The following is a 23584-nucleotide window of genomic DNA, read 5'->3' on the forward strand; positions in this document are numbered from 1 at the left end:
GTGCCGGTAGGCGCCAGGCCGGTCCGGTCGGCTTCGTGGGCTGCAGAGGCTGCACGGACATGGATTGCGTGGATGGAAATGTACCGCTCCGGGCGCGGAATAGGCTTCTCTCTTGCGACCCGATCGGCATGAAATGCAGAACATTCATCCGTGTTAAATTCGATAACCGGAAGAACGTTCACAAGGAATCGCATGACAGCCAAGAACCGTCCGCTCGACAGCCAGGACCGCAAGATCCTGCGTGCGCTGCAGGACAATGCCCGGCTCAGCAATGCCGAGCTGGCCGAACAGGTCGGCCTGTCGCCGACCGCCTGCTGGAACCGCACCCGTTCGCTCGAGAGCGAGGGCTATATCCAGGGCTACGTCGCCCTGATCGACCAGCGCAAGCTCGGCCTGGCCGACACGGTGCTGCTGGAGGTGACGCTGGACCGCCACGAGGACAATGCGCTGGCGCGCTTCGGCGAAGAGCTGGCGGCGCTGCCCGAAGTGCTCGAGGCCTATCTGGTCTCGGGCGACTACGACTACCTGGTCAAGGTCGCGGTCGAAGGCACGGCCGGCTACGAGCGCTTCCTGCGCGAAAAGCTCTACCGCATCCCCGGCATCCGCCACAGCCGCTCGATGTTCGCGCTGCGCTGCATGAAGTGGGTGCCGTCGGTGCAGATCTAGCCGGGCCTGCCGCAGGCGCAGCTCCGGCCGCAGCGGAGGCTTCGCGCCGCGTCCGCCCAGCCGCGGCCGAAGCCGTGCCCGCGCAGGGCAGGCCCGCTCACAGGTGCTGCAGGATGTTGAGCAGCCGGCCGAACGGATCGCGCACGTAGAAGCGGCGTACGCCCCAGGGCTCGATGGCCGGGCCGTATTCGATCGCGATGCCCGCCGCCAGCATGCGCGCCAGCGCCACGTCCAGGTCGTCGACCTCGATCGACAGGTCGGGCACCGCGGTCCCCGAGCCGCCCTCGGCGGCGATGCTCAGCTGCACGCCCATCGGCTGTTCCGAGCCATAGGTGCGGATCCAGCCGTGATCCATCAGCAGCTCGAGCCCGAGCAGGTCCCGGTAGAACGCCTCGGCCCGTGCGGGTTCGGCCGTGGCGATGTTGGCGACGATCCGGCGGACTTGCATATCGGCTCCTTCGGTCGAATTCGATCGGCCCTCGGCGGGCTCGGGCGGCAGGCCGGCCAGCGCCTCGATCACCGAGACCACCAGCTGCGGCTCGCTGAACTGCGGAAAGTGGCCGCTGCGCGATGCGATCAGCTGGGTGCCCAGCGGCGACAGCCCGGCCAGCGCCTGCTGGTGCACGCGGCGCGCCGCCAGCGCCGCCGGCGGGGTCGCCCAGGCCATGACTGGCCGGCCGCCGGTGACGACCCGCAGCGGAATGGCGGGAAAGCCCGGCGCCGCCTCCAGCTCGGCGACGGTGGCCGGCAGATGCTCGGTCTCGGCGTGGACATGGGGCGGCGAGATCCAGCGCAGCAGGCTGCCGAGGTGGCGATGCAGCGCGCCCTCGTGCTGCGACAGCGTCGCGATGTCTTCCGGCGCCGTCGCCTCCAGCAGGACCACCGCCGCCACCTCCTGCGGGTGCTGCCGAGCGAACAGGTTGGCGATGAGCCCGCCCAGCGAATGGCCGACCAGCACATAGGGCGGCGCCAGCTCGACCTCGGCCAGCGCCGCCCGCAGCACGGCCACCATGCGCGCGCCGGTCTGGGGCGCCGCCGGCGGGCCGCTGCCGCCCAGGCCGGGCCGATTGTAGGCGAATACGGTGGCGAAGCCGGTCAGCGGTTCGAACACCCTGTGCCAGCCCTCGATGGGTCCGCCGGAACCGTTGATCAGCACCACCGTGGCGTTCCCCTCCCCGGCCAGGATGTATTCGATCCGTTCGTCGAGGACATTGCACCTGCGCTTGGGCGGAAACTTGAACATGCGGCACTTCCCGGTTGGATGGCGGCACGCCCGATCAACGCCGAAATCATGCCGATGAGGACGTGACCGGAGCGGAGCCCGCTCCGTTCCACCGGGCCGGCGAGCGGCGATCCGCGGCGCGCGGAAACGACGACGCCACCCGGTGGGTGGCGTCGTCGTCGGTCGCGAGTGCGAAACGGCTTACTTGATCATGCCCTTGCTCTTCAGCAGTTCGAACATGGTCTTGCCGATCTCGGCCGGGCTACGGGTGTAGGCGATGCCGGCCTTCTCGAAGGCGGCGAACTTCTCTTCCGCCGTGCCCTTGCCGCCCGAGATGATGGCGCCCGCATGGCCCATGCGCTTGCCCTTGGGCGCGGTCACGCCGGCGATGTAGCCGACCACCGGCTTGGTCACGTAGGACTGGGCGAACTCGGCCGCCTCTTCCTCGGCCGAGCCGCCGATCTCGCCGATCATGATGATCGCGTCGGTGTCCGGATCGTCCTGGAACAGCTTCAGCGAATCGATGTGGCTGGTGCCGGGGATCGGGTCGCCGCCGATGCCGATGCAGGTCGACTGGCCCAGGCCCAGCGCGGTGGTCTGCGCCACGGCTTCGTAGGTCAGCGTGCCGGAGCGCGACACGATGCCGATGCGGCCGGGGTTGTGGATGTGCCAGGGCATGATGCCGATCTTGCACTCGCCCGGGGTGATCACGCCGGGGCAGTTCGGGCCGATCAGGCGGATGCCGGCTTCGTCGACGGCCTTCTTCACGTACAGCATGTCGATGGTCGGCACGCCTTCGGTGATGCAGACCACCAGCTTCACGCCGGCGTCGATCGCTTCGAGGATCGAATCCTTGGCGAACGGGGCCGGCACGTAGATCACCGAGGCGTCGGCCTGGGTCTCGCGCACGGCGTCGCGCATGGTGTTGAACACCGGCAGGCCCAGGTGGCTGCTGCCGCCCTTGCCCGGGGTGACGCCGCCGACCACCTTGGTGCCGACCTTCAGCGCCTGCTCGGCGTGGAAGGTGCCATTCTTGCCGGTGAAGCCTTGCACCAGGACTTTGGTGTCTTTGTTGACGAGAACGCTCATTTCTAAATCCTTTGTGAGGGGTGAGGTGTGAGGGGCGAGGCGACGCGTCTCGGCGTCTCCTTCATCTGCCGCCACAGCTCACGCGGTACACGATTGCGAAAAGTCCGGTTCAGGCCGAGGGGTTCAACCCCTCACGCCTGACGCCTCACTCCTCACTTGCCGCCAACGGCGGCAACGATCTTCTCGGCTGCGTCGTTCAGGCCCTGGGCCGAAGTCAGCTTGAGGCCCGATTCGTCGAGGATCTTGGCGCCGAGTTCGGCGTTGTTGCCCTCGAGGCGGACCACCACCGGCACGGTCACGTTGACTTCCTTCACCGCGGCGATGATGGCCTCGGCGATCATGTCGCAGCGCACGATGCCGCCGAAGATGTTGATCAGCACGCCCTGCACCGATTCGTCGGCCAGGATCAGCTTGAAGGCCTCGATCACGCGCTCCTTGGTGGCGCCGCCGCCGACGTCCAGGAAGTTGGCCGGCTGGCCGCCCTTGAGCTTGATGATGTCCATGGTGGCCATCGCCAGGCCGGCGCCGTTCACCATGCAGCCGATGTTGCCTTCGAGCGCGACGTAGTTGAGGTCGAATTCGGAAGCCTTCAGCTCGCGCTCGTTCTCCTGCGACTTGTCGCGCAGCGCGACGATCTGCGGCAGGCGGAAGGCGGCGTTGCTGTCGATGCCGATCTTGGCGTCGACGCAGGCCAGCGTGCCGTCGCCGCGGATGGCCAGCGGGTTGATCTCGAACAGCGCGAAGTCGTTCTCGACGAAGGCCTTGTAGGCGCCGAGCATCAGGCCGACGAACTGCTTGATCTGCGCGTCGTCCAGGCCCAGCGCGAAGCCGACTTCGCGGGCCTGGTAGGGCTGCAGGCCGACCAGCGGGTCGACCACGGTCTTGATGATCTTCTCGGGCGTGTTGTGGGCGACTTCTTCGATCTCCACGCCGCCTTCGGTCGAGGCCATGAACACGATCGAGCGGGTCGAGCGGTCGACCACGGCGCCCAGGTACAGCTCGCGCTGCACCGGGTACATGTCTTCGCAGACCAGGAGGCTGTTGACCGGTTGGCCCTTGGCGTCGGTCTGGTAGGTCACCAGGCGCTTGCCGAGCAGCGACTTGGCCACCTCGGCGGCCTCGTCGGCGCTCTTCACCACCTTCACGCCGCCGGCCTTGCCGCGGCCGCCGGCATGCACCTGGGCCTTCACCACGGCGAACTTGCCGCCCATCGAGCGGAAGGCGTTGGCGGTCTCTTCTGGCGTGGTGGCCAGGATGCCCTTCTGCACCGGCAGGCCGTATTTGGCCAGCAGGTCTTTGGCTTGGTATTCGTGGAGGTTCATTGCGTGTTTCCCTTTTGAGAGAAGTTGCTGTTAGGGAAGGGCGAAGGGAGGAAAGCGCGGGAAGGGAGAAGAGGGAAGGGGGAAGGGTAAAACCCTCGCTCCTGCCGCCAGCGTCTTCCTGATGCCTTCTCCCCTCCCCTTCTCTCAAATGCGAGTCCGGAGAACGGAGCGCCGGGAAGCGAACCCTTCCCTCTTCTCCCTTCCCCCTTCTCAATCCTTAGCTATGCAGCGTCCGGCCATCGCAGCCCAGCGCCGCTTCGTGCAGCGCCTCGCTGAGCGACGGGTGGGCGTGGACGATGCGGGCGATGTCTTCGGAGCTGGCCGAGAATTCCATCGCGACCACCGCTTCGGCGATCAGCTCGGAGGCGAACGGGCCGACGATGTGGACGCCGAGGATGCGGTCGGTCTTCTTGTCGGCCAGCATCTTGACGAAGCCCTTGGCCTCGCCGAGCGCCAGCGCGCGGCCGTTGGCCGAGAACAGGAACTGGCCCTTCTTGTATTCGACGCCCTCGGCCTTGAGCTGCTGCTCGGTCTTGCCGACCCAGGCGATCTCGGGGCTGGTGTAGATCACCCACGGGATCACGCCGAAGTCGATGTGCGGATGCTGGCCGGCGATGCGCTCGGCCACCGCCACGCCTTCTTCGCTGGCCTTGTGCGCCAGCATCGGGCCGCGCACCACGTCGCCGATGGCCCAGACGTTGGGCAGGCTGGTGCGGCAGTCGTCGTCGACCTCGACCTGGCCGCGCTCGGTCAGCTTGAGGCCGACCGCGTCGGCATTGAGGCCGGCGGTGTTGGGCACGCGGCCGATCGAGACGATCAGCTTGTCGAACACCATCTTCTGTTCGGCGCCGGCGGCGTCGACGTAGTTGACGGTCACGTCCTTCTTGCCGGCCTTGATCTCGCCGATCTTCACACCGGTGCTGATGACGAGGCCGGTTTCCTTGGTCAGGAACTTGAGCGCTTCGCGGGCGACCTGGTCGTCGGCGGCGCCGAGGAAGGTCGGCATCGCCTCGAGCACGGTCACTTCGCTGCCGAGGCGCTTCCACACCGAACCCATTTCCAGGCCGATCACGCCGGCGCCGATCACGCCGAGGCGCTTGGGCACGGCCGGGATGGCCAGCGCGCCTTCGTTGTCGAGCACCAGCTTGTTGTCGATGGTCACGCCGGGCAGCTGGCGCACGCTCGAGCCGGTCGCCACGATCACATGGGTCGCCTCGATCTCCTCGACCTTGCCGTCGGCCAGCTTGGCCTCGAGCAGCCACTTGTCGCCGTTCCTGGCCTTGAAGCTGCCGGTGCCGTGGAACGGGGTCACCTTGTTCTTGCGGAACAGGAAGGCGATGCCGCCGGTGTTCTTGGCGATGATCTCTTCCTTGCGCTTGAGCATCTGCGCCACGTCGATCTTGACCGTGCCGGTGCTGATGCCGTGGTCGGCGAAGCTGTGGGCGGCGTGGTGGAAGTTCTCGGACGACTGCAGCAGCGCCTTGGACGGGATGCAGCCGACGTTAAGGCAGGTGCCGCCGAGGCTCTGCTTGCCTTCGGCGTTGGAGGTGGCGTCGATGCAGGCGGTCTTGAAGCCGAGCTGGGCGGCGCGGATCGCCGCGACGTAGCCACCGGGGCCGCCGCCGATCACGACGACGTCGAATTGTTGGGACATGGGCGAAAACCTTGTGAGGGGTGAGGCGTTAGGTGCGAGGTGTGCTCGCTCGCACCGGTCTGGTCATGGCTCGAAGGGTCGGGGCGAAGAGCGGACAACACCTCACTCCTCACCCCTCACGCCTTACAGATCCAGCAGCAACCGCGCCGGATCCTCGATCGCTTCCTTGATCGCGACCAGGCTCAGCACCGCTTCGCGGCCGTCGATGATGCGGTGGTCGTAGGACTGCGCCAGGTACATCATCGGACGCACCACCACTTCGCCGTTCTCGACCACGGCGCGGTCCTTGGTGGCGTGCATGCCGAGGATGGCCGACTGCGGCGGGTTGATGATCGGGGTCGACATCATCGAGCCGAAGGTGCCGCCGTTGGAGATGGTGTAGGTGCCGCCGCTCAGCTCTTCGATGGTCAGCTTGCCTTCCTGGGCGCGCTTGCCGAAGTCGGCGATCTGCTTCTCGATCTGGGCCAGGCTCAGCTGGTCGGCATTGCGGATCACCGGCACCACCAGGCCGCGCGGGCTGCCCACCGCCACGCCGATGTCGTAGTAGCCGTGGTAGACGATGTCGTTGCCGTCGACCGAGGCGTTGACGATCGGGAACTTGCGCAGCGCATGCACCACGGCCTTCACGAAGAAGCCCATGAAGCCCAGCTTGATGCCGTGTTCCTTCTCGAAGCGGTCCTTGTAGCGGTTGCGCAGGTCCATCACCGGCTTCATGTTCACTTCGTTGAAGGTGGTGAGGATGGCGGCGGTCGATTGCGATTCGACCAGGCGCTCGGCCACGCGCTGGCGCAGGCGCGACATCGGCACGCGCTGCTCGGCGCGGTCGCCGCCGGCGACCGTCACGGCCGGGGCCGGCGCAGCCTTCGGCGCGGGAGCCGGGGCCGGCGCGGGTGCGGCGGCCGGCTTGGCGGCGGCCGCCACCACGTCTTCCTTGAGCACGCGGCCGTCGCGGCCGGTGCCTTGCACCTTGTCGGTGTCGACGCCGAGGTCGGCGGCGGCCTTCTTGGCGGCCGGCATCACGGCGGTGCCGAAGCCGATGGCGTTCTCGGGCACGCCGGCGGCCGCGGCGGCGGCGGCCACGCGGCTCGGTTCCTGCGCGATCGGCGCGGCGGCCGGCGCCGCGGCGGCACCGGCGCCGGCCTTCGCCTCGGTGTCGATGGTGGCGATCACTTCATTGCTGACCACGGTGCTGCCGTCGCCCTTGACCAGGTTGACGATCACGCCGGCCTGCGGCGCGGGCAGCTCGAGCACCACCTTGTCGGTTTCCAGGTCGATCAGGTTCTCGTCGCGCTCGACGTATTCGCCGACCTTCTTCTTCCAGCTCACCAGGGTGGCTTCCGAGACGGACTCGGGCAGTTGGGGGACTTTGACTTCGATCAGCATGTTGTCGGCTCCATGCGTTGGGCAGTGGGGATAAGGCGAAAGGCCGCGCGAAGGCGGCCGTCGGTTCCGGGTTTACTTGGTCAGCGTCATCGCTTCGTCGAGGAAGGCCTTGAGCTGGGCGGTGTGCTTGCTCATGTAGCCGACCGCCGGCGAGGCCGACGACGGCCGGCCCGCGTAGGCCAGCGTCTGCTTGGGCGACATGCAGGCCTCGAGGCGATGGCGGATCTGGTGCCAGGCGCCCTGGTTGCGCGGCTCTTCCTGCACCCAGGTGATCTCCTTGGCCGCCGCGTACTTGCCGAGCTCGGCCTTGAGCTCGTCGGTCGGGAAGGGATAGAGCTGCTCGACGCGGACGATGGCGATGTCGCGGGCCTCGCGCTCCTTGCGGGCGTTGTAGAGGTCGTAGAACACCTGGCCGGCGCAGACCAGCACGCGCTTGACCTTCTTGGCGTCCGGCTGGTCCGGGTCGCCGATCACCGGGCGGAAGCCGCCCTGGGTGAAGGCGTCGAGGTTGCTCATCGAGTCCTTGTAGCGCAGCAGGCGCTTGGACATGAAGATGATCAGCGGCTTGCGGTACGGCCGCAGCTGCTGGCGGCGCAGCACGTGGAACATCTGGGCGGCTTCGGACGGCATCACGATCTGCACGTTGTGCTCGGCGCACATCTGCAGGTAGCGCTCCAGGCGCGCCGAGCTGTGCTCCGGGCCCTGGCCGTCGTAGCCGTGCGGCAGCAGCATGGTCAGGCCGCAGAAACGGCCCCACTTGGTCTCGCCCGAGGTGATGAACTGGTCGATCACCACCTGCGCGCCGTTGGCGAAGTCGCCGAACTGGGCTTCCCAGATGGTCAGCTCGTCGGGCGCCGAGGAGCTGTAGCCGTATTCGAAGGCCAGCACCGCTTCCTCGTTGAGGATCGAGTCGATCACCAGGAAGTGGCCCTGGTTGTCGCTGAGGTTGCGCAGCGGCACGCAGGCGCCGGCATCCCACTTCTCGCGGTTCTGGTCGTGCAGCACCGCGTGGCGGTGGCTGAAGGTGCCGCGGCCCGAGTCCTCGCCCGAGATGCGGACGCCGTAGCCCTTCTCCAGCAGCGAACCGTAGGCCAGCGTCTCGGCCATGCCCCAGTCGACGTTCTGCTTGCCGGCGCCCATGTCGCGGCGGGCGGCCAGCACCTTCTCGACGGTCGGATGCAGCTTGAAACCGTCCGGCACGCGGGTGACCTTCTCGGTCAGCCGGCCGATCTCGGCGGCCGACAGCGTGGTGTCGGTCGGGTGCGCCCAGTGGGTGCCCTTGTAGGCGCCGAAGTCGATGGCGAAGCTGCGCTTGAAGTCGGTCAGCGTGGTCTGCTCGACGTGCTCGCCCTTGTCCAGCGCGGCGCGGTATTCCTTGATCAGCGCGTCGGCGGCCTCGGCGCTCAAGAGGCCCTCGGTGACCAGGCGGTCGGCGTACAGCTTGCGGGTGCCGGGGTGCTTGGCGATCTTCTTGTACATCATCGGCTGGGTCAGCATCGGGTCGTCGCCCTCGTTGTGACCAAGCTTGCGGAAGCAGACCAGGTCGATCACCACGTCGCGGCGGAACTCGCGGCGGTAGTCGAGCGCGGCCTGCACCACGAAGCAGACCGCTTCCGGATCGTCGCTGTTCACGTGGAAGATCGGCGCCTCGATCATCTTGGCGATGTCGGTGCAGTACAGCGAGGAACGCGTGTCGCGCGTGTCGCTGGTGGTGAAGCCGATCTGGTTGTTGATGACGATGTGCATGGTGCCGCCGACGCCGTAGCCACGGGTCTGCGACAGGTTGAAGGTGCCCTGGTTGGTCCCGAGGCCGATGAAGGCCGAGTCGCCGTGCAAGAGCACCGGCATCACCTGGTCGCCGGTACGGTCGCCGCGGCGCTGCTGGCGCGCGCGGGCCGAGCCGACCACCACCGGGTTGACGATCTCGAGGTGGGACGGATTGAACGCCAGCGAGACGTGGATCGCGCCGCCCGGGGTCGGGATGTCGGAGCTGAAGCCCATGTGGTACTTCACGTCGCCCGACGGCAGGTCGTAGCTGTACTTGCCTTCGAATTCGGAGAACAGGTCGCGCGGCTGCTTGCCGAGCGTATTGACCAGCACGTTGAGGCGGCCGCGGTGGGCCATGCCGATCACCATCTCCTGCACGCCGGTCTCGCCGGCGCCCTGCACCAGGTGGTCCATCGCCGCGATCAGGCTCTCGCCGCCTTCGAGCGAGAAGCGCTTCTGGCCGACGTACTTGGTGTGCAGGTAGCGCTCGAGCGTCTCGGCGGCGGTGATCTGCTTGAGGATGCGCAGCTTCTTGTCGCGGCCGAAGCTCGGCGTCGAGCGCGCGTCCTCGAAGCGCTTCTGGATCCAGTGCTTCTGCGCCGAGTTGGTGATGTGCATGTACTCGAGGCCGATGCTGCCGCAGTAGGTCTGCTTGAGCCGGGCCAGGATGTTGGCCAGCGAATCGCGCTCGGGGCCGACCAGGCTGCCGCAGTCGAAGGTCAGCGCCATGTCGGCGTCGGTCAGGCCGTGGCTGGCCGGGTCGAGCTCGGGCATGGCCTGGGCGTCGAGCCGCTTGAGCGGATCGAGCGTGGCATAGCGCGAGCCGAGCACGCGGTAGGCCGAGATCAGCTTGAGCACGGCGACCTGCTTCTTCACCGTCTCGGTCTGCGCCGCGGCGCTGATGCCGCCGGCGCGCGGCTGCTTGGCGAGCTCGACGAACGATTGCTCGATGGCGGCGCGCGGGATGTCGCGGTCGCTGTTGCCGGGCAGTTGCTGCAGCTTGTCGAAATAGTCGCGCCACTCCTGCGCCACGGATTGCGGATCGGCGAGGTATTGCTCGTACAGCTCCTCGATGAACGGCGCGTTTCCGCCGAACAGGTGAGATTGAGCCTGGAATGCTTGCATCATGATGGGTTGGCCTTTGGCGTTTTTGCTTTTCGCTTGGGCGAGACGATTTCGACGGTCAGGTTGGAACGGGAATGCGGATGCGCAAAGGCGCGCCCGGCCGGAACCGGGCGCGCCGCAGGGCGATTACTTGCGCTGGTCGACCGGCACGTAGTCGCGGCGCGGCGAACCGGTGTACAGCTGGCGCGGACGGCCGATCTTCATCGACGGATCGGCGATCATCTCGTTCCAGTGCGAGATCCAGCCGACGGTGCGGGCCAGCGCGAAGATCGGGGTGAACATCGACACCGGGATGCCGATCGCCGACAGCACGATGCCCGAGTAGAAGTCGACGTTCGGGTACAGCTTGCGTTCGATGAAGTACGGGTCTTCCAGCGCGATCTTCTCCAGCTCCATGGCGAGCTTGAGCTTGGGATCGTTGTGCAGGCCGAGCTCGTTCAGGACTTCGTCGCAGGTGCGCTTCATGATGGCGGCGCGCGGGTCCATGTTCTTGTACACGCGGTGGCCGAAGCCCATCAGCTTGTAGCGCTTGTCCTTCACGCCCTGCATGAACTCGGGCACCTTCGACACGTCGCCGATCTCGTCCAGCATCTTCAGCACGGCCTCGTTGGCGCCGCCGTGCGACGGGCCCCACAGGCAGGCGATGCCGGCGGCGATGCAGGCGAACGGGTTGGCGCCCGACGAGCCCGACAGGCGCACCGTCGAGGTCGAGGCGTTCTGCTCGTGGTCGGCGTGCAGCGTGAAGATGCGGTCGAGCGCGCGCGCGGTGACCGGGTTCACCTTGTATTCCTCGACCGGGGTCGAGAACATCATGTGCAGGAAGTTCTCGGCGTAGGTCAGGCCGGCCTTCGGGTAGGACAGCGGCAGGCCCTTGTTGTAGCGGTAGGCCTGGGCGGCGATCGTCGGCACCTTGGCGATCAGGCGGAAGGCCGCCACTTCGCGGTGGCGCGGATCGTTGATGTCGAGCGAGTCGTGGTAGAAGGCCGACAGCGCGCCGACCACGCCGACCATCACGGCCATCGGGTGGGCGTCGCGGCGGAAGCCGCGGAAGAAGTTGTGGATCTGGTCATGCAGCATGTTGTGGCGCATGACGGTGTAGTCGAAGTGCTTCTTCTGCTCGGCGGTCGGCAGCTCGCCGTTCAGCAGCAGGTAGCAGACTTCGAGGTAGTCGCTGTTCTCCGCCAGTTGCTCGATCGGATAGCCGCGGTAGTAGAGCTGGCCCAGGTCGCCGTCGATGAAGGTGATCTTGGATTCGCAGCTGGAAGTCGAGAGGAAGCCCGGATCATGAGTGAACATGCCGGTCTTGCCGAAGGCGCGGATATCGACGACGTCCGGGCCCAGCGTGCCGGAGAGGACCGGCAGATCGATGCTGTTCTGGCCGTCGTTGTAGGAGAGCGTGACTTTGGACATGTGAAAAATGCTCCAGATTGAATTTCGGGTGAACCTGCGCAAGGCGTCAGCACGCCTGTCGTGGCCCTCGAACTAACCGCATCTTGTTATTTATTCGTTGTCTCGTACTTGCCAGCGCCGCAACCGCGCGACCAGGGGGTTCAGGCGCACGTCATCGGTTTCGGTTTTGCCGTCCACCAGGTCCAACAGATCGTTGTCCGGCAGCATCAGCAAGTCCTGGTAGGCGTCCAGTTCGGCGGGGCTCAGCGAGTCGAACTCGTGTTCCAGGAAAGGCTGGAACACCAGGTCGAGCTCAAGGAGCCCGCGCCGCGAACGCCAGCGGAGTCGATTCTTGTCCGCTTGGGTATGCATTGCGTCTGCCAACTCAGGCGATCCGCTTGACCATCAGTTCCTTGATCTTGCCGATCGCCTTGGTCGGATTGAGCTCCTTGGGGCAGACGTCGACGCAGTTCATGATGGTGTGGCAGCGGAACAGGCGGTACGGGTCTTCCAGGTTGTCCAGCCGCTCGTTGATGGCGGTATCGCGCGTGTCGGCGATGAAGCGGTAGGCGGCCAGCAGGCCGGCCGGACCGACGAACTTGTCCGGGTTCCACCAGAACGACGGGCAGGAGGTCGAGCAGCAGGCGCACAGGATGCACTCGTACAGGCCGTCGAGCTCCGAGCGGTCCTCGGGGCTCTGCAGCCGCTCCTTCTCGGGCGGCGGCGTGTCGTTGATCACGTAGGGCTTGATCGAGTGGTACTGCTTGAAGAACTGCGCCATGTCGACGATCAGGTCGCGCACCACCGGCAGGCCCGGCAGCGGGCGCAGCTCGATCGGCTGCTTGAGCGTGTCGATGTCGGTCACGCAAGCGAGGCCGTTCTTGCCGTTGATGTTCATCGCGTCCGAGCCGCACACGCCTTCGCGGCAGGAGCGGCGGAACGACAGCGTGTCGTCCTTCACCTTGAGCTTGACCAGGGCATCGAGCAGCTTGCGCTCGGTGGCGTCGACCTCGACGCTGATGTCCTGCATGTAGGGCTTGGCGTCCTTGTCCGGATCGTAGCGGTAGATGCTGAATTTGACGGTTTGCATGGTCATTTCGCTCGACCCCTTTTAGTAAGAACGCGCCTTGAGGGCGATGGTTTCGACGGTCAGCGGGGTCAGGTTCACCGGCTTGTATTCGAGTGTGTTGCCCTCGCGCTGCCACAGCGTGTGCTTGAGCCAGTTGGCGTCGTCGCGGCCGTTCGGACGCTCCGGCGTATCGGGCGCGTCGTCGCGGACGTGGGCGCCGCGCGATTCGGTGCGCGCCTCGGCCGAGATCATGGTGGCCTTGGCCACTTCGATCAGGTTGTCGAGCTCGAGCGCCTCGATGCGGGCGGTGTTGAAGACCTTGGACTTGTCGCCGATCTGGGTCTTCTTGACCATCTGCTCGACTTCCAGAATCTTCTGCACGCCTTCCTTGAGCTTGTCCTTGAAGCGGAACACGCCGCAGTGCGCCTGCATGGTGCGCTGCATGGCGGTACGCGCCTCGTTGACCTCGACGCCGCCGGTCTGGTTGTTGAGCCGGTCGACGCGGGCCAGCGTGCGGTCGATCTCGCCCTGCGGGATCTCGGGCAGCGCCTTGACCTGGGTCTTGACGTAGTCGATCAGCGAATCGCCGGCGCTCTTGCCGAACACCAGCAGGTCGAGCAGCGAATTGGTGCCGAGGCGGTTGGCGCCGTGCACCGAGGCGCAGGCCACTTCGCCGGCGGCGTAGAAGCCCGGCACCACCTGGTCGCCGACGATCACTTCGCCGCGGTAGTTGGTCGGGATGCCGCCCATCTGGTAGTGGCAGGTCGGCACCACCGGGATCGGCGCCTTGATCGGGTCGACGCCGGCGAACTTGATCGAGATCTCGCGGATGCCGGGCAGGCGGTGCTTGATGACTTCAGGGTCGAGGTGGGTGATGTCCAGCAGCACGTGGTCCTTGGCGACGCCGCAGCCGCGGCCTTCGTTGATCTCGGTCACCATCGCGCGCGACACCACGTCGCGCGAGGCCAGGTCCTTGGCCACCGGCGCGTAGCGCTCCATGAAGCGCTCGCCGTTCGAGTTGCGCAGGATGCCGCCCTCGCCGCGCACGCCTTCGGTGATCAGCACGCCGGCGCCGGCCACGCCGGTCGGGTGGAACTGCCAGAACTCCATGTCTTCGAGCGGGATGCCGGCACGGGCGGCCATGCCCAGGCCGTCGCCGGTATTGATGAAGGCATTGGTCGACGAGGCGAAGATGCGGCCGGCGCCGCCGGTGGCGAACAGCGTGGCCTTGGCCTGGAACACCACGATCTCGGCGGTTTCCATTTCCATGGCGATCACGCCCAGCACCTTGCCGTCGGCGTCGCGGATCATGTCCAGCGCCATCCACTCGACGAAGAACTGGGTGTTGGCGCGCACGTTGCGCTGGTACAGCGCGTGCAGCATGGCGTGGCCGGTCCGGTCGGCGGCGGCGCAGGCTCGGCGCACCGGCTTCTCGCCGAAGTTGGACATGTGGCCGCCGAACGGGCGCTGGTAGATGGTGCCGTCGTCGTTGCGGTCGAACGGCATGCCGAAGTGCTCGAGCTCGATCACCGCCTGCGGCGCGGCGCGGCACATGAATTCGATCGCATCCTGGTCGCCGAGCCAGTCCGAGCCCTTGACCGTGTCGTACATGTGCCAGTGCCAGTGGTCGGGCTCGGAATTGCCGAGCGAGGCCGACACGCCGCCCTGGGCCGCCACGGTATGCGAGCGGGTCGGGAACACCTTGGACAGCACGGCCGTCTTCAGGCCGGCCTCGGACAACTGCAGCGCGGCGCGCAGACCGGCACCGCCGGCACCGACCACCACCGCATCAAACGTTCGCTTGGGAAGATTCGCCATTACACACCCCACACCACTTTAACCGCGTAAACAAAGCTGCCGACGAGCCACAGGATGGTGGCGACATGGAGCGCGAGGCGCAGCCCCAAGGGCTTGACGTAGTCCATCCAGATGTCGCGCACGCCGACCCAGGCATGCAGCAGCAGCGCGATCACGGTGACGGTGGTGAAGACGCGCACCCAGGTGCAGGCGAACAGTTCCTTCCAGCCCTCGAAATTGGCGTGGGCAGCCAGGAACAGGAGGGCGACGAGGCCCACGGTGTAGACCAGCATCACCACGGCGGTGATGCGTTGCAGCAGCCAGTCGCGCAGACCGTAATGCGCGCCGATGACGTGACGATTTACCACAGGGCACCTCCGATGGTGGCCGTGAGCAGCAGGCTGACGACCATCACAGCCTTGGCGGTATTACGCGCGGTGGGGAGATCGATGCCCTTGTGCACGTCGAGGAACAGGAAGCGGACGCCGGCGCAGGCGTGGTGCAGGTAGGCCCACAAGAGGGCCAGCAGGGCCAGCTTGACCAGCGGGAAGCCGATGAAGCCGCGGAAGGCGTCGAATTGCGCCTGGCTCGACAGCGAACCGGCCAGGAGCCAGAACACGACGGGGATGGCGATGAACATGAGCGCACCGCTGACGCGGTGCAGAATCGAGACGATGCCCGGTAATGGCAACCTGATCTTGGGGAGATCCAGGTGTTTGGGCCGTGTTTTCTCCATGACGCGTTTCCTTTTTTTGTATCAAACCCGGCGAAGCCGGCACTGCGCACTGCCGACCGGGCCGCTGATTCGACCCGATCCGGCATGCCCTGGCCGGACGCGATCGGGTCCGGCCGGCCTGGGCAAAGCCTTTCGATTGTAGCAAACCGGCACGCCGCTACCGGCCCAACTCCATCCTTGCAATCTCACCGCCGTGGCGGCTCAGACACGGTAGACGTAGCGATCGGTGCGGCAACGCAACACCGACCATTCGATCGCCTGGCCGTCGAGCGTGCCGGCCGACTTCGCCACTTCCAGGAGCGGCGCGTCGAGCTCGACGCCGAGCAGCCTGGCGTCCTCGCGCCCGGCCGCGCCCGCGCGGAACTGCGGCGGCGACGACAGCACCCTCAGGCCGAATTCGCGCCACCATACCGTGCGCAAATTGCAATTGGCCTGCCGGATGCGGCGTGCGTCGAGCCCCTCGAAGCGCTCCGCCGCCACGAAACTCTCGATCAGCGCGAACGGCTCGCCGGCCACCCGCGCCAATCGCTTCACCACGATCAGCTCGGCCCCGCGGCGCAGGCCCAGCATCGCGGCGACTTCCTCGCCGGCGTGGCTGCGCGCGCAGGCGAGCAGCTCCACCGAAGTATCCTGGGCCCGTGCAAGGCCCGGCAATTCGGCCTTGCCCCAATCGTCGTCGACCGCGGCGACGAAGGTGCCGAGCCCCTGGCGCCGCAGCAAGAGGCCCTCGGCCACCAGCGAATCGAGCCCCTTGCGCACCGTGCCCTGGCTCACGCCGAGCCGGTCGGCCAGGTCGACCTCGCTCGGCAGCGCCTCGCCGGCATCCCACTCGCCCTGCTCGATGGCGGCCACGATGTGCTCGCGCACCTGCTGGTACAGCGGCTGGCGGGCAGGCAAGGCGGTCGATACGCGATGGACAGCCATGAACCCTCGCAGTTTGCGAAATTCCGCGCTTTATACGCTGGCGCGGGAAGGCTGTCCAATCAAGTCTTATATAAGACATAAGATTGCGTTGCAACAAGCGCTCCCGAAATCGGGAATCCGGGTGATTTCAGCAGGTTGTGATGCTAGACTCGCCGGCATCGCTGCACTGCGACATGGCGCGCGCGTGCCGTTTTTTTATATTCGGACGCGGCCAGGCCGCAGCGGCGCCGCTATCCCCTCCCCATCCAGACTTCTAGGAGCCTCACGATGAAGAAGCCCGTTCGCGTTGCCGTCACCGGCGCCGCCGGCCAGATCGGTTACAGCCTGCTGTTCCGCATTGCTTCCGGCGAAATGCTGGGCAAGGACCAGCCCGTCATCCTGCAAATGCTCGAGCTGCCGATGGAAAAGGCCCAGGCCGCGCTCAAGGGCGTGATGATGGAGCTGGAAGACTGCGCCTTCCCGCTGCTGGCCGGCATGATCGGCACCGACGACGCCGAAGTGGCCTTCAAGGACGCCGACGTCGCCCTGCTGGTCGGCGCTCGTCCGCGCGGCCCCGGCATGGAGCGCAAGGACCTGCTGCTCGAGAACGCCAAGATCTTCACCGCCCAGGGCGCCGCCCTGAACAAGGTCGCCAGCCGCGACGTCAAGGTGCTGGTGGTCGGCAACCCGGCCAACACCAACGCCTACATCGCCATGAAGTCGGCGCCGGACCTGCCGGCCAAGAACTTCACCGCCATGCTGCGCCTCGATCACAACCGCGCGCTGAGCCAGCTCGCCGCGAAGGCCGACGTGGCCGTGGCCGACATCGAGAACCTGGTGGTGTGGGGCAACCACAGCCCGACCATGTACCCGGACTACCGCTTCGCCACCGTGAACGGCGAGTCGCTGAAGGACAAGATCGGCGACGAAGCCTGGAACAAGGACACCTTCATTCCCAAGGTCGGCAAGCGCGGCGCCGCCATCATCGAGGCGCGCGGCCTGTCGTCGGCCGCCTCGGCCGCCAACGCCGCGATCGACCACGTGCGCGACTGGGTGCTGGGCAGCAACGGCAAGTGGGTGACCATGGGCGTGCCGTCGGACGGCTCCTACGGCATCCCGAAGGCGTGATGTACGGCGTGCCGGTGATCTGCGAGAACGGCGAGTACAAGCGCGTCGAAGGCCTCGAAGTCGACGCCTTCGCCCGCGAGCGGATGGACTTCACACTGGCCGAGCTCGAGGAAGAGCGCGCGGGCGTGGCGCACCTCCTGGGTTGATCGTTCCACAGAGCGATCAGCAGCAAGTAAAAAAGGCGAACTTCGGTTCGCCTTTTTATTTCTACACGTTATTTTTGCTTCCAATTTCCTGCGTAGATGACTATCTCCATTTACTGCCGTCAATACCCGATATTCCGATCTTCAACGGTTAAGGGCACATTCAGAAACGTCGAATTCTGGCACCTTGGTCATCATAACCCGTTGATTTTTCGTTGCATAGAGTTCCGAAAGTAGGCTTCTGGATGTACCCTATTACCTTTCCTTCGCAAGATCGCAGCCGCAATTTGTGCATTTATCATCAATATAAAGCGAATATCGACGCAGCCCAGGAATATCGCCAATTGGCTTGCCGCACCCAGGACATCTAATACGCGTCAAGAAATACCTAAGCAAATTTGCTACAAGGATCGTAACAACGAAAACAACAAAACCATGAAGACCTGAATTCAATCCTATAATAGCAAACAAAAACAGGCCAATGAAGGATCCCATAATTAGAAGCCTATACTTAGCAAGCGGCGACATATGAAGGACCTCAATCATTGATGTTGCTGTGGGTATCTTGGCCCATATTGCATTAAGCCTCTATACATTTGTTCAAAAAACCCGCTTGCAGCCTGCAACACACTGGTTAAACCGCCGCCTAAGCTGAGGGTGTAAGTTGTGGGCCTGGATACCCAAGCACCTAGAGCAGCTTTAGGACCAACCGCATATGCCACGGTATTTTTCGGCATATTTGGCGCACTAGCGTATGTTCCAGAAAAGACAGGGCCTGCAAAGTTTATATTATCAGTCACCCCCGCAATGTTTGCAGTAGGGCCTGGCGTTCCGGTCAGCATGGGGCCGGCACCAATTGTATATCCAAACGTCGGACCTACCGAGGCCTGATATCCAAAATCAGTTGGAATAATCATATCCTCGAAACTCATATAAATACCGACACTTCCTTCAGCACCACTAACAACTGACACCGCCCCCCCACAGTCAACGAAAGACTATGGCATTTATTACACTTGTCCGATTCCGCGTTATACGCCCTTTCAAATGCAGCCGTCAACGCACCATTCCCAAATTTCCCGCCAGCAATAACCGATACGGTGCCCCAATCACGGCTGCGGTAGCTACACGCTCCGCCTTATACATTGGATTACTCCAATTTTCGCCGTCATTATCACTACCAATCTGGTCAATAGCAGGAGCCGCAGCAGCTGAAATACCAGCACTCAGAAACCCGGCCTTGAAGTCGCCACCAGACATTTCTGCCTGCATACCACCGACAATGGCATGCAGGGTGACATTAGCGAAATAAGCATCGCTACCAAATACACTAGCCCCCTTCGTCCCCTGACCAATCCCATTATTGATCACAGCCATGACACCCGCTTGAACCCCTCCTTGGATCGAATCACGTGCGGAATAGCCGTGCGCCCGCATGTTGTCATACGTACCGGCGGCTTCACATGCCATATACGCGGGGCCACAGTACATCGAGCCCACCGTCACCAGGAGACTTCCCGTCTCATACGAAACATGACTCAGGATTTCCCGGTTGAGATACGAACCCGATATCACGCCACCCAGCTTCTCCATGAAGCTGTAGCCGCTCGGATCCGTCAACATCAACGGATTGTTCAATACATAGCTGTAACGGTTGTAGTTCTGCCAATTCGAAGCATCCTGCAACACCGGATCGACGCTCAGAAAACGCGCCACCACCGGGTCGTAGACACGGCCATTCATATTGACCAGGCCAAGGCCATCGATTTCCTCGTGTCCGGTATAGCCACGACGAGTCGGATCGACCGAACCGGCCGAGCGCACCTGATTGCCCCACGGGTCATAGCGATAACGCGCAACCACGGCGCCAGCCTCGTCGGTCACCGCAATCACAGAACCAAGGTGGTCATGATGCATCCACTTGGTGCCGCTCTTGAGCCCGGTCTCGATCAGCGCGACATTTCGGCCTCCAACCGAGACATAGACCTTCTCGGTCGTGCCGGCCGTCTCGACCACCCGCTGGTAGCCATGGCCCAGATCCAGCCGCGGATTGATCGTGTAGGTAACCCGACCACCCAGGCTGTCGGTCTCCTGCACGCGCTGGTGATCGAAATCGTAGAGGAAGGTATAGCTGCGCGTGCCGCTGGCCAGCGTCTTGGGCTGGTTGAAGCTGAACCAGCTGGCGCTGCGCCCTGCCCCCGCGAGCATGTTGCCGTTGGCGTCGTAGCTGAAGGTCGGGTTGACCACGCCGTTGACCGTACCGGCGATGCCGGTCACGCCGTGCGGCCGCGGCTGGCCCGCCGCCGGATAGGCGTAGGTGCCGACGCCGGTCTTGGTCCTGATGTTGCCGTTATCGTCGTAGGTGATCTCGCGGGTGGCGTCGAAATTGCTGACGGTCTTCCACAGTCGGTTGAACTTGTCGTACTCGTGACTCTCATTCAGGCCGGTCACGAAATCGTCGCGCTTGACCAGGCGGCCGATGGTATCGATGCGGTAGACCTGATTGCTGATGCCGTACTGCACGCCGTTGCCGGCTGCGATGCTGACCGCGAAGCCGGTATCGGCGTCGTAGCCGGTGTCGGTCACAATGCCGTTGCCGTAGCGCTCGTGGCGTAGCCGGCCGGCCGCGTCGTAGGCAGCGCTGCCCTCGGCCTTCCAGACCGATTTGCTGCCGTTGCGGATCTCGACCAGCCAGCCGCGCTCGTCGTAGACGTTGTTGAGCACCACCGCGTTCGGATAGCTGATCGACGCCACCCGGCCATAGTTGTCGTAACTCGTACCGATGGCATAGGCGCGGTCGATGGTGGTCGTCACCGACTCCACCCGGCCCTTGGCCTCGTACTTCACGTCGCGCCGCATGCCATTGCTGGCCTTGGCATAGCACAGCGCACCGATCCAGCCCTTGGTCGCGCAGTGCATGTCGGCCGGCTTGTCGAACACCCAGGTCGACACCAGGTCGACTTCGCTCCGCTCGGTCAGCCGGCCCAGCAGGTCGTATTTGAAGGTGGTGGTCTTCTGGTTGGCGTCGGTCTGCGAAGTCAGCTGGCCCAGCACGTTGTAGACGTAGGTCCAGGTACCGGCGTCGGGATCGGCGTTGCTGGTCTTGCGTCCCAGGAGGTCGTAACCGGTCACGACCTTGTTGCCGTCCGGCTGGGTCACCCGCACCAGCGCACCCATCGCGTCGTAGTCGTAGGTGGTGATCCTGCCGCCGATGTCGGTCACCGATTTCAGCTGGCCGGCGGCGTTCTTGGTTTCGACGCGAGTCTGGGCTTCCGAATTCTGGCTGGTCGTCTTCAGTCCGTCATAAACGACGTATTCGGTCACCAGCACTCGCGAACCGGCCTTGTTGGTCGCATAGCGCCGGGTCAGCTTGGGTCGGGCGACGCCGTCGTACTCGATCTGGACCAGGTCGAATCCAGGCTCGGCCTCGCCCTCGTAATGCGGCTTGGATTTGGCTTCGACCTGGCCCTTGCTGTTGTAACGGGTCTTGACGAGCACGCGGCGACCGTCGAACCCGGTGGTCGCACGCATGATCTCGCGGTTGAGCACGTCGAAATAGACGGAGCTGACCACCCTGCTGCCGCTGTTCGCACTCGCGCTGTAGTACGCGGCATTGGCCGGGCAACTGGCGTCGCAACGCAGCACTCGGCTCACGGTGCGCGTACCGTCGGCCCGCAGCTCATCGATCACCTGGCCGAAACCGTCGTAGGTCCAGACCGTCGAGAGATTGTTGGGACCGACCAGGGTCCTGAACACGCCCAGCCCGGCAGGTAGTCCTTCTTCTGCTCGCTCTGCAGCAAGGCATTGGTGCTGCTGACCGGATAGCGGCCTTGCGTGTCGTAGGCCGTGCTGGTCGAACGGGTCCGCACATTGGGCGAGACGTCGCTGTCGGCCGCGCTGCTGGCCGTCGCCTTGGTGCGATTGCCGAACTTGTCGTATTCGTAGGCGGTGGTGAGCTGGTACTGCGGATTGCCCGGCTCGACGATCTCCTTGGACAGCAAGCCATCGGCGTAGTAGTCGAAAGACGACAGCCGCGTCTTGACCTGCACCGCGCCGCCATCGAGTCCGGGCGACTCGTGCTTCACGGTCGCCGTGCGCAGCCGGCCGAGCCGCCAGTTGGCCGTATCGTCGGTGTAGGTGCTGGTGGTCGTGGTCCGGTGCACGTCGCTGCCCTGGCCCGAAGTCGTCACCACCACCGAGGTTGGGTTGCCGCAGTTGGCCACGCCGATGCCGGTCTTGCAGGCGTCGGCGCCGGTGTAGGCGTCGTAGCGGGTTTCGGTCGTCACCGTGGTGATCGGCGTGGCCGCGCTGCTGTTGAGCTCGTAGCTGCGGACCGTAGACGAGGTCGCATAGGGGAACCAGGTCTTGCCGGTCAGCGAGGCCAACTGATTGGTCTCGTCCTTCAGAAGCTTGCCGGCGAGCCGGGTATAGCGGACCTGCACCTGGCCGGCATAGGGCCAGTCGCGCCGGAAGCGGGTCTCGATCTCGATCCCGGAGCGCTCGTCGGTCACCCACATCGCTTCGAAGCCGGGGCGACGGGCCGGCGTAACCGGCGGTCCCGGCAGCCAGGTCGGCCACGGTGCGATAGCCCTGGTAGCGGTAGCGGCTGGTCGCGTAGCCGCCCAGGCCGTCGCTGGCCGATACGGTGCCGACCACCGGCAGCGGTGCGACGATCTCACGCTCGGGATAGCTCAATGCCTGACTCGAGCGCTGATAGACGGTGCTGTCGGTCAGCGGCTGATAGTCGATCTGCGTCTCTGCACCATAACCGTTGCGGATACGCTTGACGACGTCGAAACCGTTGGCGGCGGCGATGCCGATGTCCCATTGGCCATTGTCGTAGTAGACCGCGAGATCCTCGCGGCCGTCGCCGTTGAAGTCGCCAAAGGCTTCGTGGACATCCGGCTTGTGCGGCTGCATGAACCAGTTGTTGCACGACCAGCCGGTATCGGTCTTCTGGCAGACGCCCCACTGGTTGTTACCCAGGTAGTAGGTCCCATCCGCCAGGCTGTCGCCGTTGACATCGCCGACCGTACCCTGCGCCATGACCTGATTGGCCGGGAAGGCCGAACAGCTGAACGGCCAGGCAGTGCGTGTTCCCAGATTGAGGCAATACTGGACGCTGCCGGTTTCAGCCGTCTCCAGCATGAAGTCGGGCAGGCCGTCGCCGTTGAAATCGGCGATCTTGGGCGGTTTGGGATACCAGGTACGGTAAGGCGTCAAACCGTCGCGGGCCGGCACGACCCAGCTCCCGGCAGCGGTCGTGTAGCTGCCGACCAGCGAGAAACTGCTGCCCGTCGAACGATATACCGACCATTTCCGCGTGAAGCTGCCGCTCGCCCCCGCCGGCGGCGCCACATCTTCATACACCAGCCAGTCCGACAAGCCGTCACCGTCCAGATCGAGCGGGATGGCGTCGTCCATCGGGACCTGGCTGCCATAGGGACTCTTGAGCGTCAGGTTCGATGCGGCGCAATCGAAGCGCTGGCCGGCGTTGGTGCAAATACGGGTCGGCTTGTAGGTCACGGTCGTGACGCAGTTGTGCGGATCGTTGCCCGGGCAGGTCTTGTCTTCCTGCTTGACGAATTCGGCGTAGTCGGCGCGCCCATCCCCGTTGAAATCGGCGGAGACGACCTTATTGAACGGCGAGGACGAAGCCGGCCACTGCTGCACCGAGTAGCTGCCATCGGTACCGGCCAGGGCAATATCCCAGCCATAGTCGGCGGCCCGTTGAGGAATACCTTGCGCCGGCCGATGTCGACCCGGCCATCGCCGTTGAAATCGGAAAACAGCAGCGAGTAGGCCTGGCCACCGTCGTAACCGACGGCCGGCACCGTCTTGCGTTCGAACTGGTTGCCGCGCGACAGCGCAACATCCCAGTTGGCGTTGTTGCAATCGCCGTCCGGGCACGATTTGCGCAGGAAGTCGGTCCGGCCATCGCCATCGACGTCGACCGTCATGGTGCCCTGTTCGATCCAGGGCAGGCCGGCGGTCCAGCGGCCGGAGCCACCGCCGTTGAACGCGCGATTGATCGCCTGCTGCGACTGCCAGTCGAAGGTCGTGGCAGGCAGGCAGTTGCCGGCACCGTCGCAAGGCTGGACCGAGGCAAGCAGGCTGCGGCTGGAGGTCTGGCTGGTCGCGTAAGCAAAGCGGTAACTGCGCACCGCGCTGCCGCTATCGGTGATCGAAAT

At 64.9% G+C, this 23584-nt stretch carries 18 protein-coding genes and 2 pseudogenes; 2 read left to right on the top strand and 18 right to left on the bottom strand.

Features of this window, described 5'->3' with window-relative positions:
• The first annotated feature begins 192 nt into the window (after positions 1–192).
• The gene (locus H9L41_RS13790; RefSeq protein ID WP_028446827.1) at positions 193–666 is read left to right on the top strand and encodes an Lrp/AsnC family transcriptional regulator; all 474 of its coding nucleotides are present in this window, start codon (positions 193–195) and stop codon (positions 664–666) included.
• Positions 667–763: 97 nt separating this feature from the next.
• Here H9L41_RS13790 and H9L41_RS25770 read toward each other — a convergent pair whose 3' ends face one another.
• The 13 genes from H9L41_RS25770 to H9L41_RS13855 form a co-directional block, all read right to left on the bottom strand.
• Entirely contained in the window at positions 764–1909 is a 1146-nt protein-coding gene (locus H9L41_RS25770) for an alpha/beta fold hydrolase (protein WP_084300432.1), read from the bottom strand.
• 180 nt (positions 1910–2089) lie between these two features.
• The gene (gene sucD / locus H9L41_RS13800; protein WP_028446826.1) at positions 2090–2977 is read right to left on the bottom strand and encodes a succinate--CoA ligase subunit alpha; all 888 of its coding nucleotides are present in this window, start codon (positions 2975–2977) and stop codon (positions 2090–2092) included.
• Positions 2978–3129: 152 nt separating this feature from the next.
• Positions 3130–4299, bottom strand: coding sequence for an ADP-forming succinate--CoA ligase subunit beta (gene sucC / locus H9L41_RS13805; RefSeq protein WP_028446825.1), 1170 nt, complete (start codon positions 4297–4299; stop codon positions 3130–3132).
• A gap of 217 nt (positions 4300–4516) precedes the next feature.
• The gene (lpdA, locus tag H9L41_RS13810) at positions 4517–5953 is read right to left on the bottom strand and encodes a dihydrolipoyl dehydrogenase (protein ID WP_028446824.1); all 1437 of its coding nucleotides are present in this window, start codon (positions 5951–5953) and stop codon (positions 4517–4519) included.
• A gap of 123 nt (positions 5954–6076) precedes the next feature.
• On the bottom strand, positions 6077–7336 hold the full coding sequence (gene odhB, locus H9L41_RS13815; protein ID WP_028446823.1) for a 2-oxoglutarate dehydrogenase complex dihydrolipoyllysine-residue succinyltransferase: 1260 nt from the start codon (positions 7334–7336) through the stop codon (positions 6077–6079).
• Positions 7337–7408: 72 nt separating this feature from the next.
• Positions 7409–10231 (bottom strand): 2-oxoglutarate dehydrogenase E1 component, encoded by a 2823-nt coding sequence (locus tag H9L41_RS13820; RefSeq protein WP_028446822.1) that lies wholly within the window; start codon positions 10229–10231, stop codon positions 7409–7411.
• A 123-nt stretch (positions 10232–10354) separates the two neighbouring features.
• The gene (gene gltA / locus H9L41_RS13825) at positions 10355–11638 is read right to left on the bottom strand and encodes a citrate synthase (protein ID WP_028446821.1); all 1284 of its coding nucleotides are present in this window, start codon (positions 11636–11638) and stop codon (positions 10355–10357) included.
• 90 nt (positions 11639–11728) lie between these two features.
• The gene (locus tag H9L41_RS13830; protein ID WP_028446820.1) at positions 11729–11989 is read right to left on the bottom strand and encodes an FAD assembly factor SdhE; all 261 of its coding nucleotides are present in this window, start codon (positions 11987–11989) and stop codon (positions 11729–11731) included.
• A gap of 13 nt (positions 11990–12002) precedes the next feature.
• Positions 12003–12707 carry a succinate dehydrogenase iron-sulfur subunit gene (locus H9L41_RS13835; RefSeq protein ID WP_308417327.1) on the bottom strand — a complete coding sequence of 235 codons (705 nt, stop codon included), beginning with the start codon at positions 12705–12707 and terminating at the stop codon, positions 12003–12005.
• 21 nt (positions 12708–12728) lie between these two features.
• The gene (sdhA, locus tag H9L41_RS13840; RefSeq protein WP_028446818.1) at positions 12729–14504 is read right to left on the bottom strand and encodes a succinate dehydrogenase flavoprotein subunit; all 1776 of its coding nucleotides are present in this window, start codon (positions 14502–14504) and stop codon (positions 12729–12731) included.
• Complete coding sequence (sdhD, locus tag H9L41_RS13845) at positions 14504–14851, bottom strand: succinate dehydrogenase, hydrophobic membrane anchor protein (RefSeq protein ID WP_028446817.1); 348 nt, start codon at positions 14849–14851, stop codon at positions 14504–14506. Before sdhD ends, sdhA begins: the two co-directional genes overlap by 1 nt.
• On the bottom strand, positions 14845–15219 hold the full coding sequence (gene sdhC / locus H9L41_RS13850) for a succinate dehydrogenase, cytochrome b556 subunit (RefSeq protein ID WP_028446816.1): 375 nt from the start codon (positions 15217–15219) through the stop codon (positions 14845–14847). The genes sdhD and sdhC overlap by 7 nt, the downstream gene beginning before the upstream one ends.
• Before the next feature lie 201 nt (positions 15220–15420).
• Positions 15421–16143 carry a GntR family transcriptional regulator gene (locus H9L41_RS13855; protein ID WP_051319143.1) on the bottom strand — a complete coding sequence of 241 codons (723 nt, stop codon included), beginning with the start codon at positions 16141–16143 and terminating at the stop codon, positions 15421–15423.
• Positions 16144–16410: 267 nt separating this feature from the next.
• Between H9L41_RS13855 and H9L41_RS13860 the strand changes: the two are divergent.
• A pseudogene (locus H9L41_RS13860) lies at positions 16411–17396 on the top strand (malate dehydrogenase).
• A 539-nt stretch (positions 17397–17935) separates the two neighbouring features.
• Here H9L41_RS13860 and H9L41_RS13865 read toward each other — a convergent pair.
• From H9L41_RS13865 to H9L41_RS24855, 5 genes and pseudogenes are all read right to left on the bottom strand, one after another.
• Positions 17936–18325, bottom strand: coding sequence for a hypothetical protein (locus H9L41_RS13865; protein ID WP_187523411.1), 390 nt, complete (start codon positions 18323–18325; stop codon positions 17936–17938).
• A gap of 124 nt (positions 18326–18449) precedes the next feature.
• Entirely contained in the window at positions 18450–21149 is a 2700-nt protein-coding gene (locus H9L41_RS24845; RefSeq protein ID WP_265583775.1) for an RHS repeat domain-containing protein, read from the bottom strand.
• Positions 21080–21910 (bottom strand): hypothetical protein, encoded by an 831-nt coding sequence (locus tag H9L41_RS24850; RefSeq protein WP_265583776.1) that lies wholly within the window; start codon positions 21908–21910, stop codon positions 21080–21082. Before H9L41_RS24850 ends, H9L41_RS24845 begins: the two co-directional genes overlap by 70 nt.
• Positions 21911–22040: 130 nt before the next feature.
• Positions 22041–22817 (bottom strand): annotated as a pseudogene (locus H9L41_RS26195) (hypothetical protein); the annotation flags it as partial.
• A 98-nt stretch (positions 22818–22915) separates the two neighbouring features.
• Positions 22916–23557 (bottom strand): FG-GAP repeat domain-containing protein, encoded by a 642-nt coding sequence (locus H9L41_RS24855; protein ID WP_265583777.1) that lies wholly within the window; start codon positions 23555–23557, stop codon positions 22916–22918.
• Positions 23558–23584: the final 27 nt, after the last annotated feature.

It is taken from the genome of Chitinimonas koreensis (genome assembly GCF_014353015.1).
Classification (GTDB): Bacteria; Pseudomonadota; Gammaproteobacteria; order Burkholderiales; family Chitinimonadaceae; genus Chitinimonas; species Chitinimonas koreensis.

What these genes read in the sequence shown, in the direction of transcription:
- H9L41_RS13865 (WP_187523411.1), bottom strand. Translation starts at nt 18,325, where the DNA reads ATGAGTTTCGAGGATATGATTATTCCAACTGATTTTGGATATCAGGCC.
- H9L41_RS25770 (WP_084300432.1), bottom strand. Translation starts at nt 1,909, where the DNA reads ATGTTCAAGTTTCCGCCCAAGCGCAGGTGCAATGTCCTCGACGAACGG.
- gltA (WP_028446821.1), bottom strand. Translation starts at nt 11,638, where the DNA reads ATGTCCAAAGTCACGCTCTCCTACAACGACGGCCAGAACAGCATCGAT.
- sucC (WP_028446825.1), bottom strand. Translation starts at nt 4,299, where the DNA reads ATGAACCTCCACGAATACCAAGCCAAAGACCTGCTGGCCAAATACGGC.
- lpdA (WP_028446824.1), bottom strand. Translation starts at nt 5,953, where the DNA reads ATGTCCCAACAATTCGACGTCGTCGTGATCGGCGGCGGCCCCGGTGGC.
- odhB (WP_028446823.1), bottom strand. Translation starts at nt 7,336, where the DNA reads ATGCTGATCGAAGTCAAAGTCCCCCAACTGCCCGAGTCCGTCTCGGAA.
- H9L41_RS13835 (WP_308417327.1), bottom strand. Translation starts at nt 12,707, where the DNA reads ATGCAAACCGTCAAATTCAGCATCTACCGCTACGATCCGGACAAGGAC.
- sdhC (WP_028446816.1), bottom strand. Translation starts at nt 15,219, where the DNA reads ATGGAGAAAACACGGCCCAAACACCTGGATCTCCCCAAGATCAGGTTG.
- sucD (WP_028446826.1), bottom strand. Translation starts at nt 2,977, where the DNA reads ATGAGCGTTCTCGTCAACAAAGACACCAAAGTCCTGGTGCAAGGCTTC.
- H9L41_RS13820 (WP_028446822.1), bottom strand. Translation starts at nt 10,231, where the DNA reads ATGATGCAAGCATTCCAGGCTCAATCTCACCTGTTCGGCGGAAACGCG.
- H9L41_RS13830 (WP_028446820.1), bottom strand. Translation starts at nt 11,989, where the DNA reads ATGCATACCCAAGCGGACAAGAATCGACTCCGCTGGCGTTCGCGGCGC.
- H9L41_RS24850 (WP_265583776.1), bottom strand. Translation starts at nt 21,910, where the DNA reads ATGTGGGTGACCGACGAGCGCTCCGGGATCGAGATCGAGACCCGCTTC.
- H9L41_RS13855 (WP_051319143.1), bottom strand. Translation starts at nt 16,143, where the DNA reads ATGGCTGTCCATCGCGTATCGACCGCCTTGCCTGCCCGCCAGCCGCTG.
- sdhA (WP_028446818.1), bottom strand. Translation starts at nt 14,504, where the DNA reads ATGGCGAATCTTCCCAAGCGAACGTTTGATGCGGTGGTGGTCGGTGCC.
- H9L41_RS13790 (WP_028446827.1), top strand. Translation starts at nt 193, where the DNA reads ATGACAGCCAAGAACCGTCCGCTCGACAGCCAGGACCGCAAGATCCTG.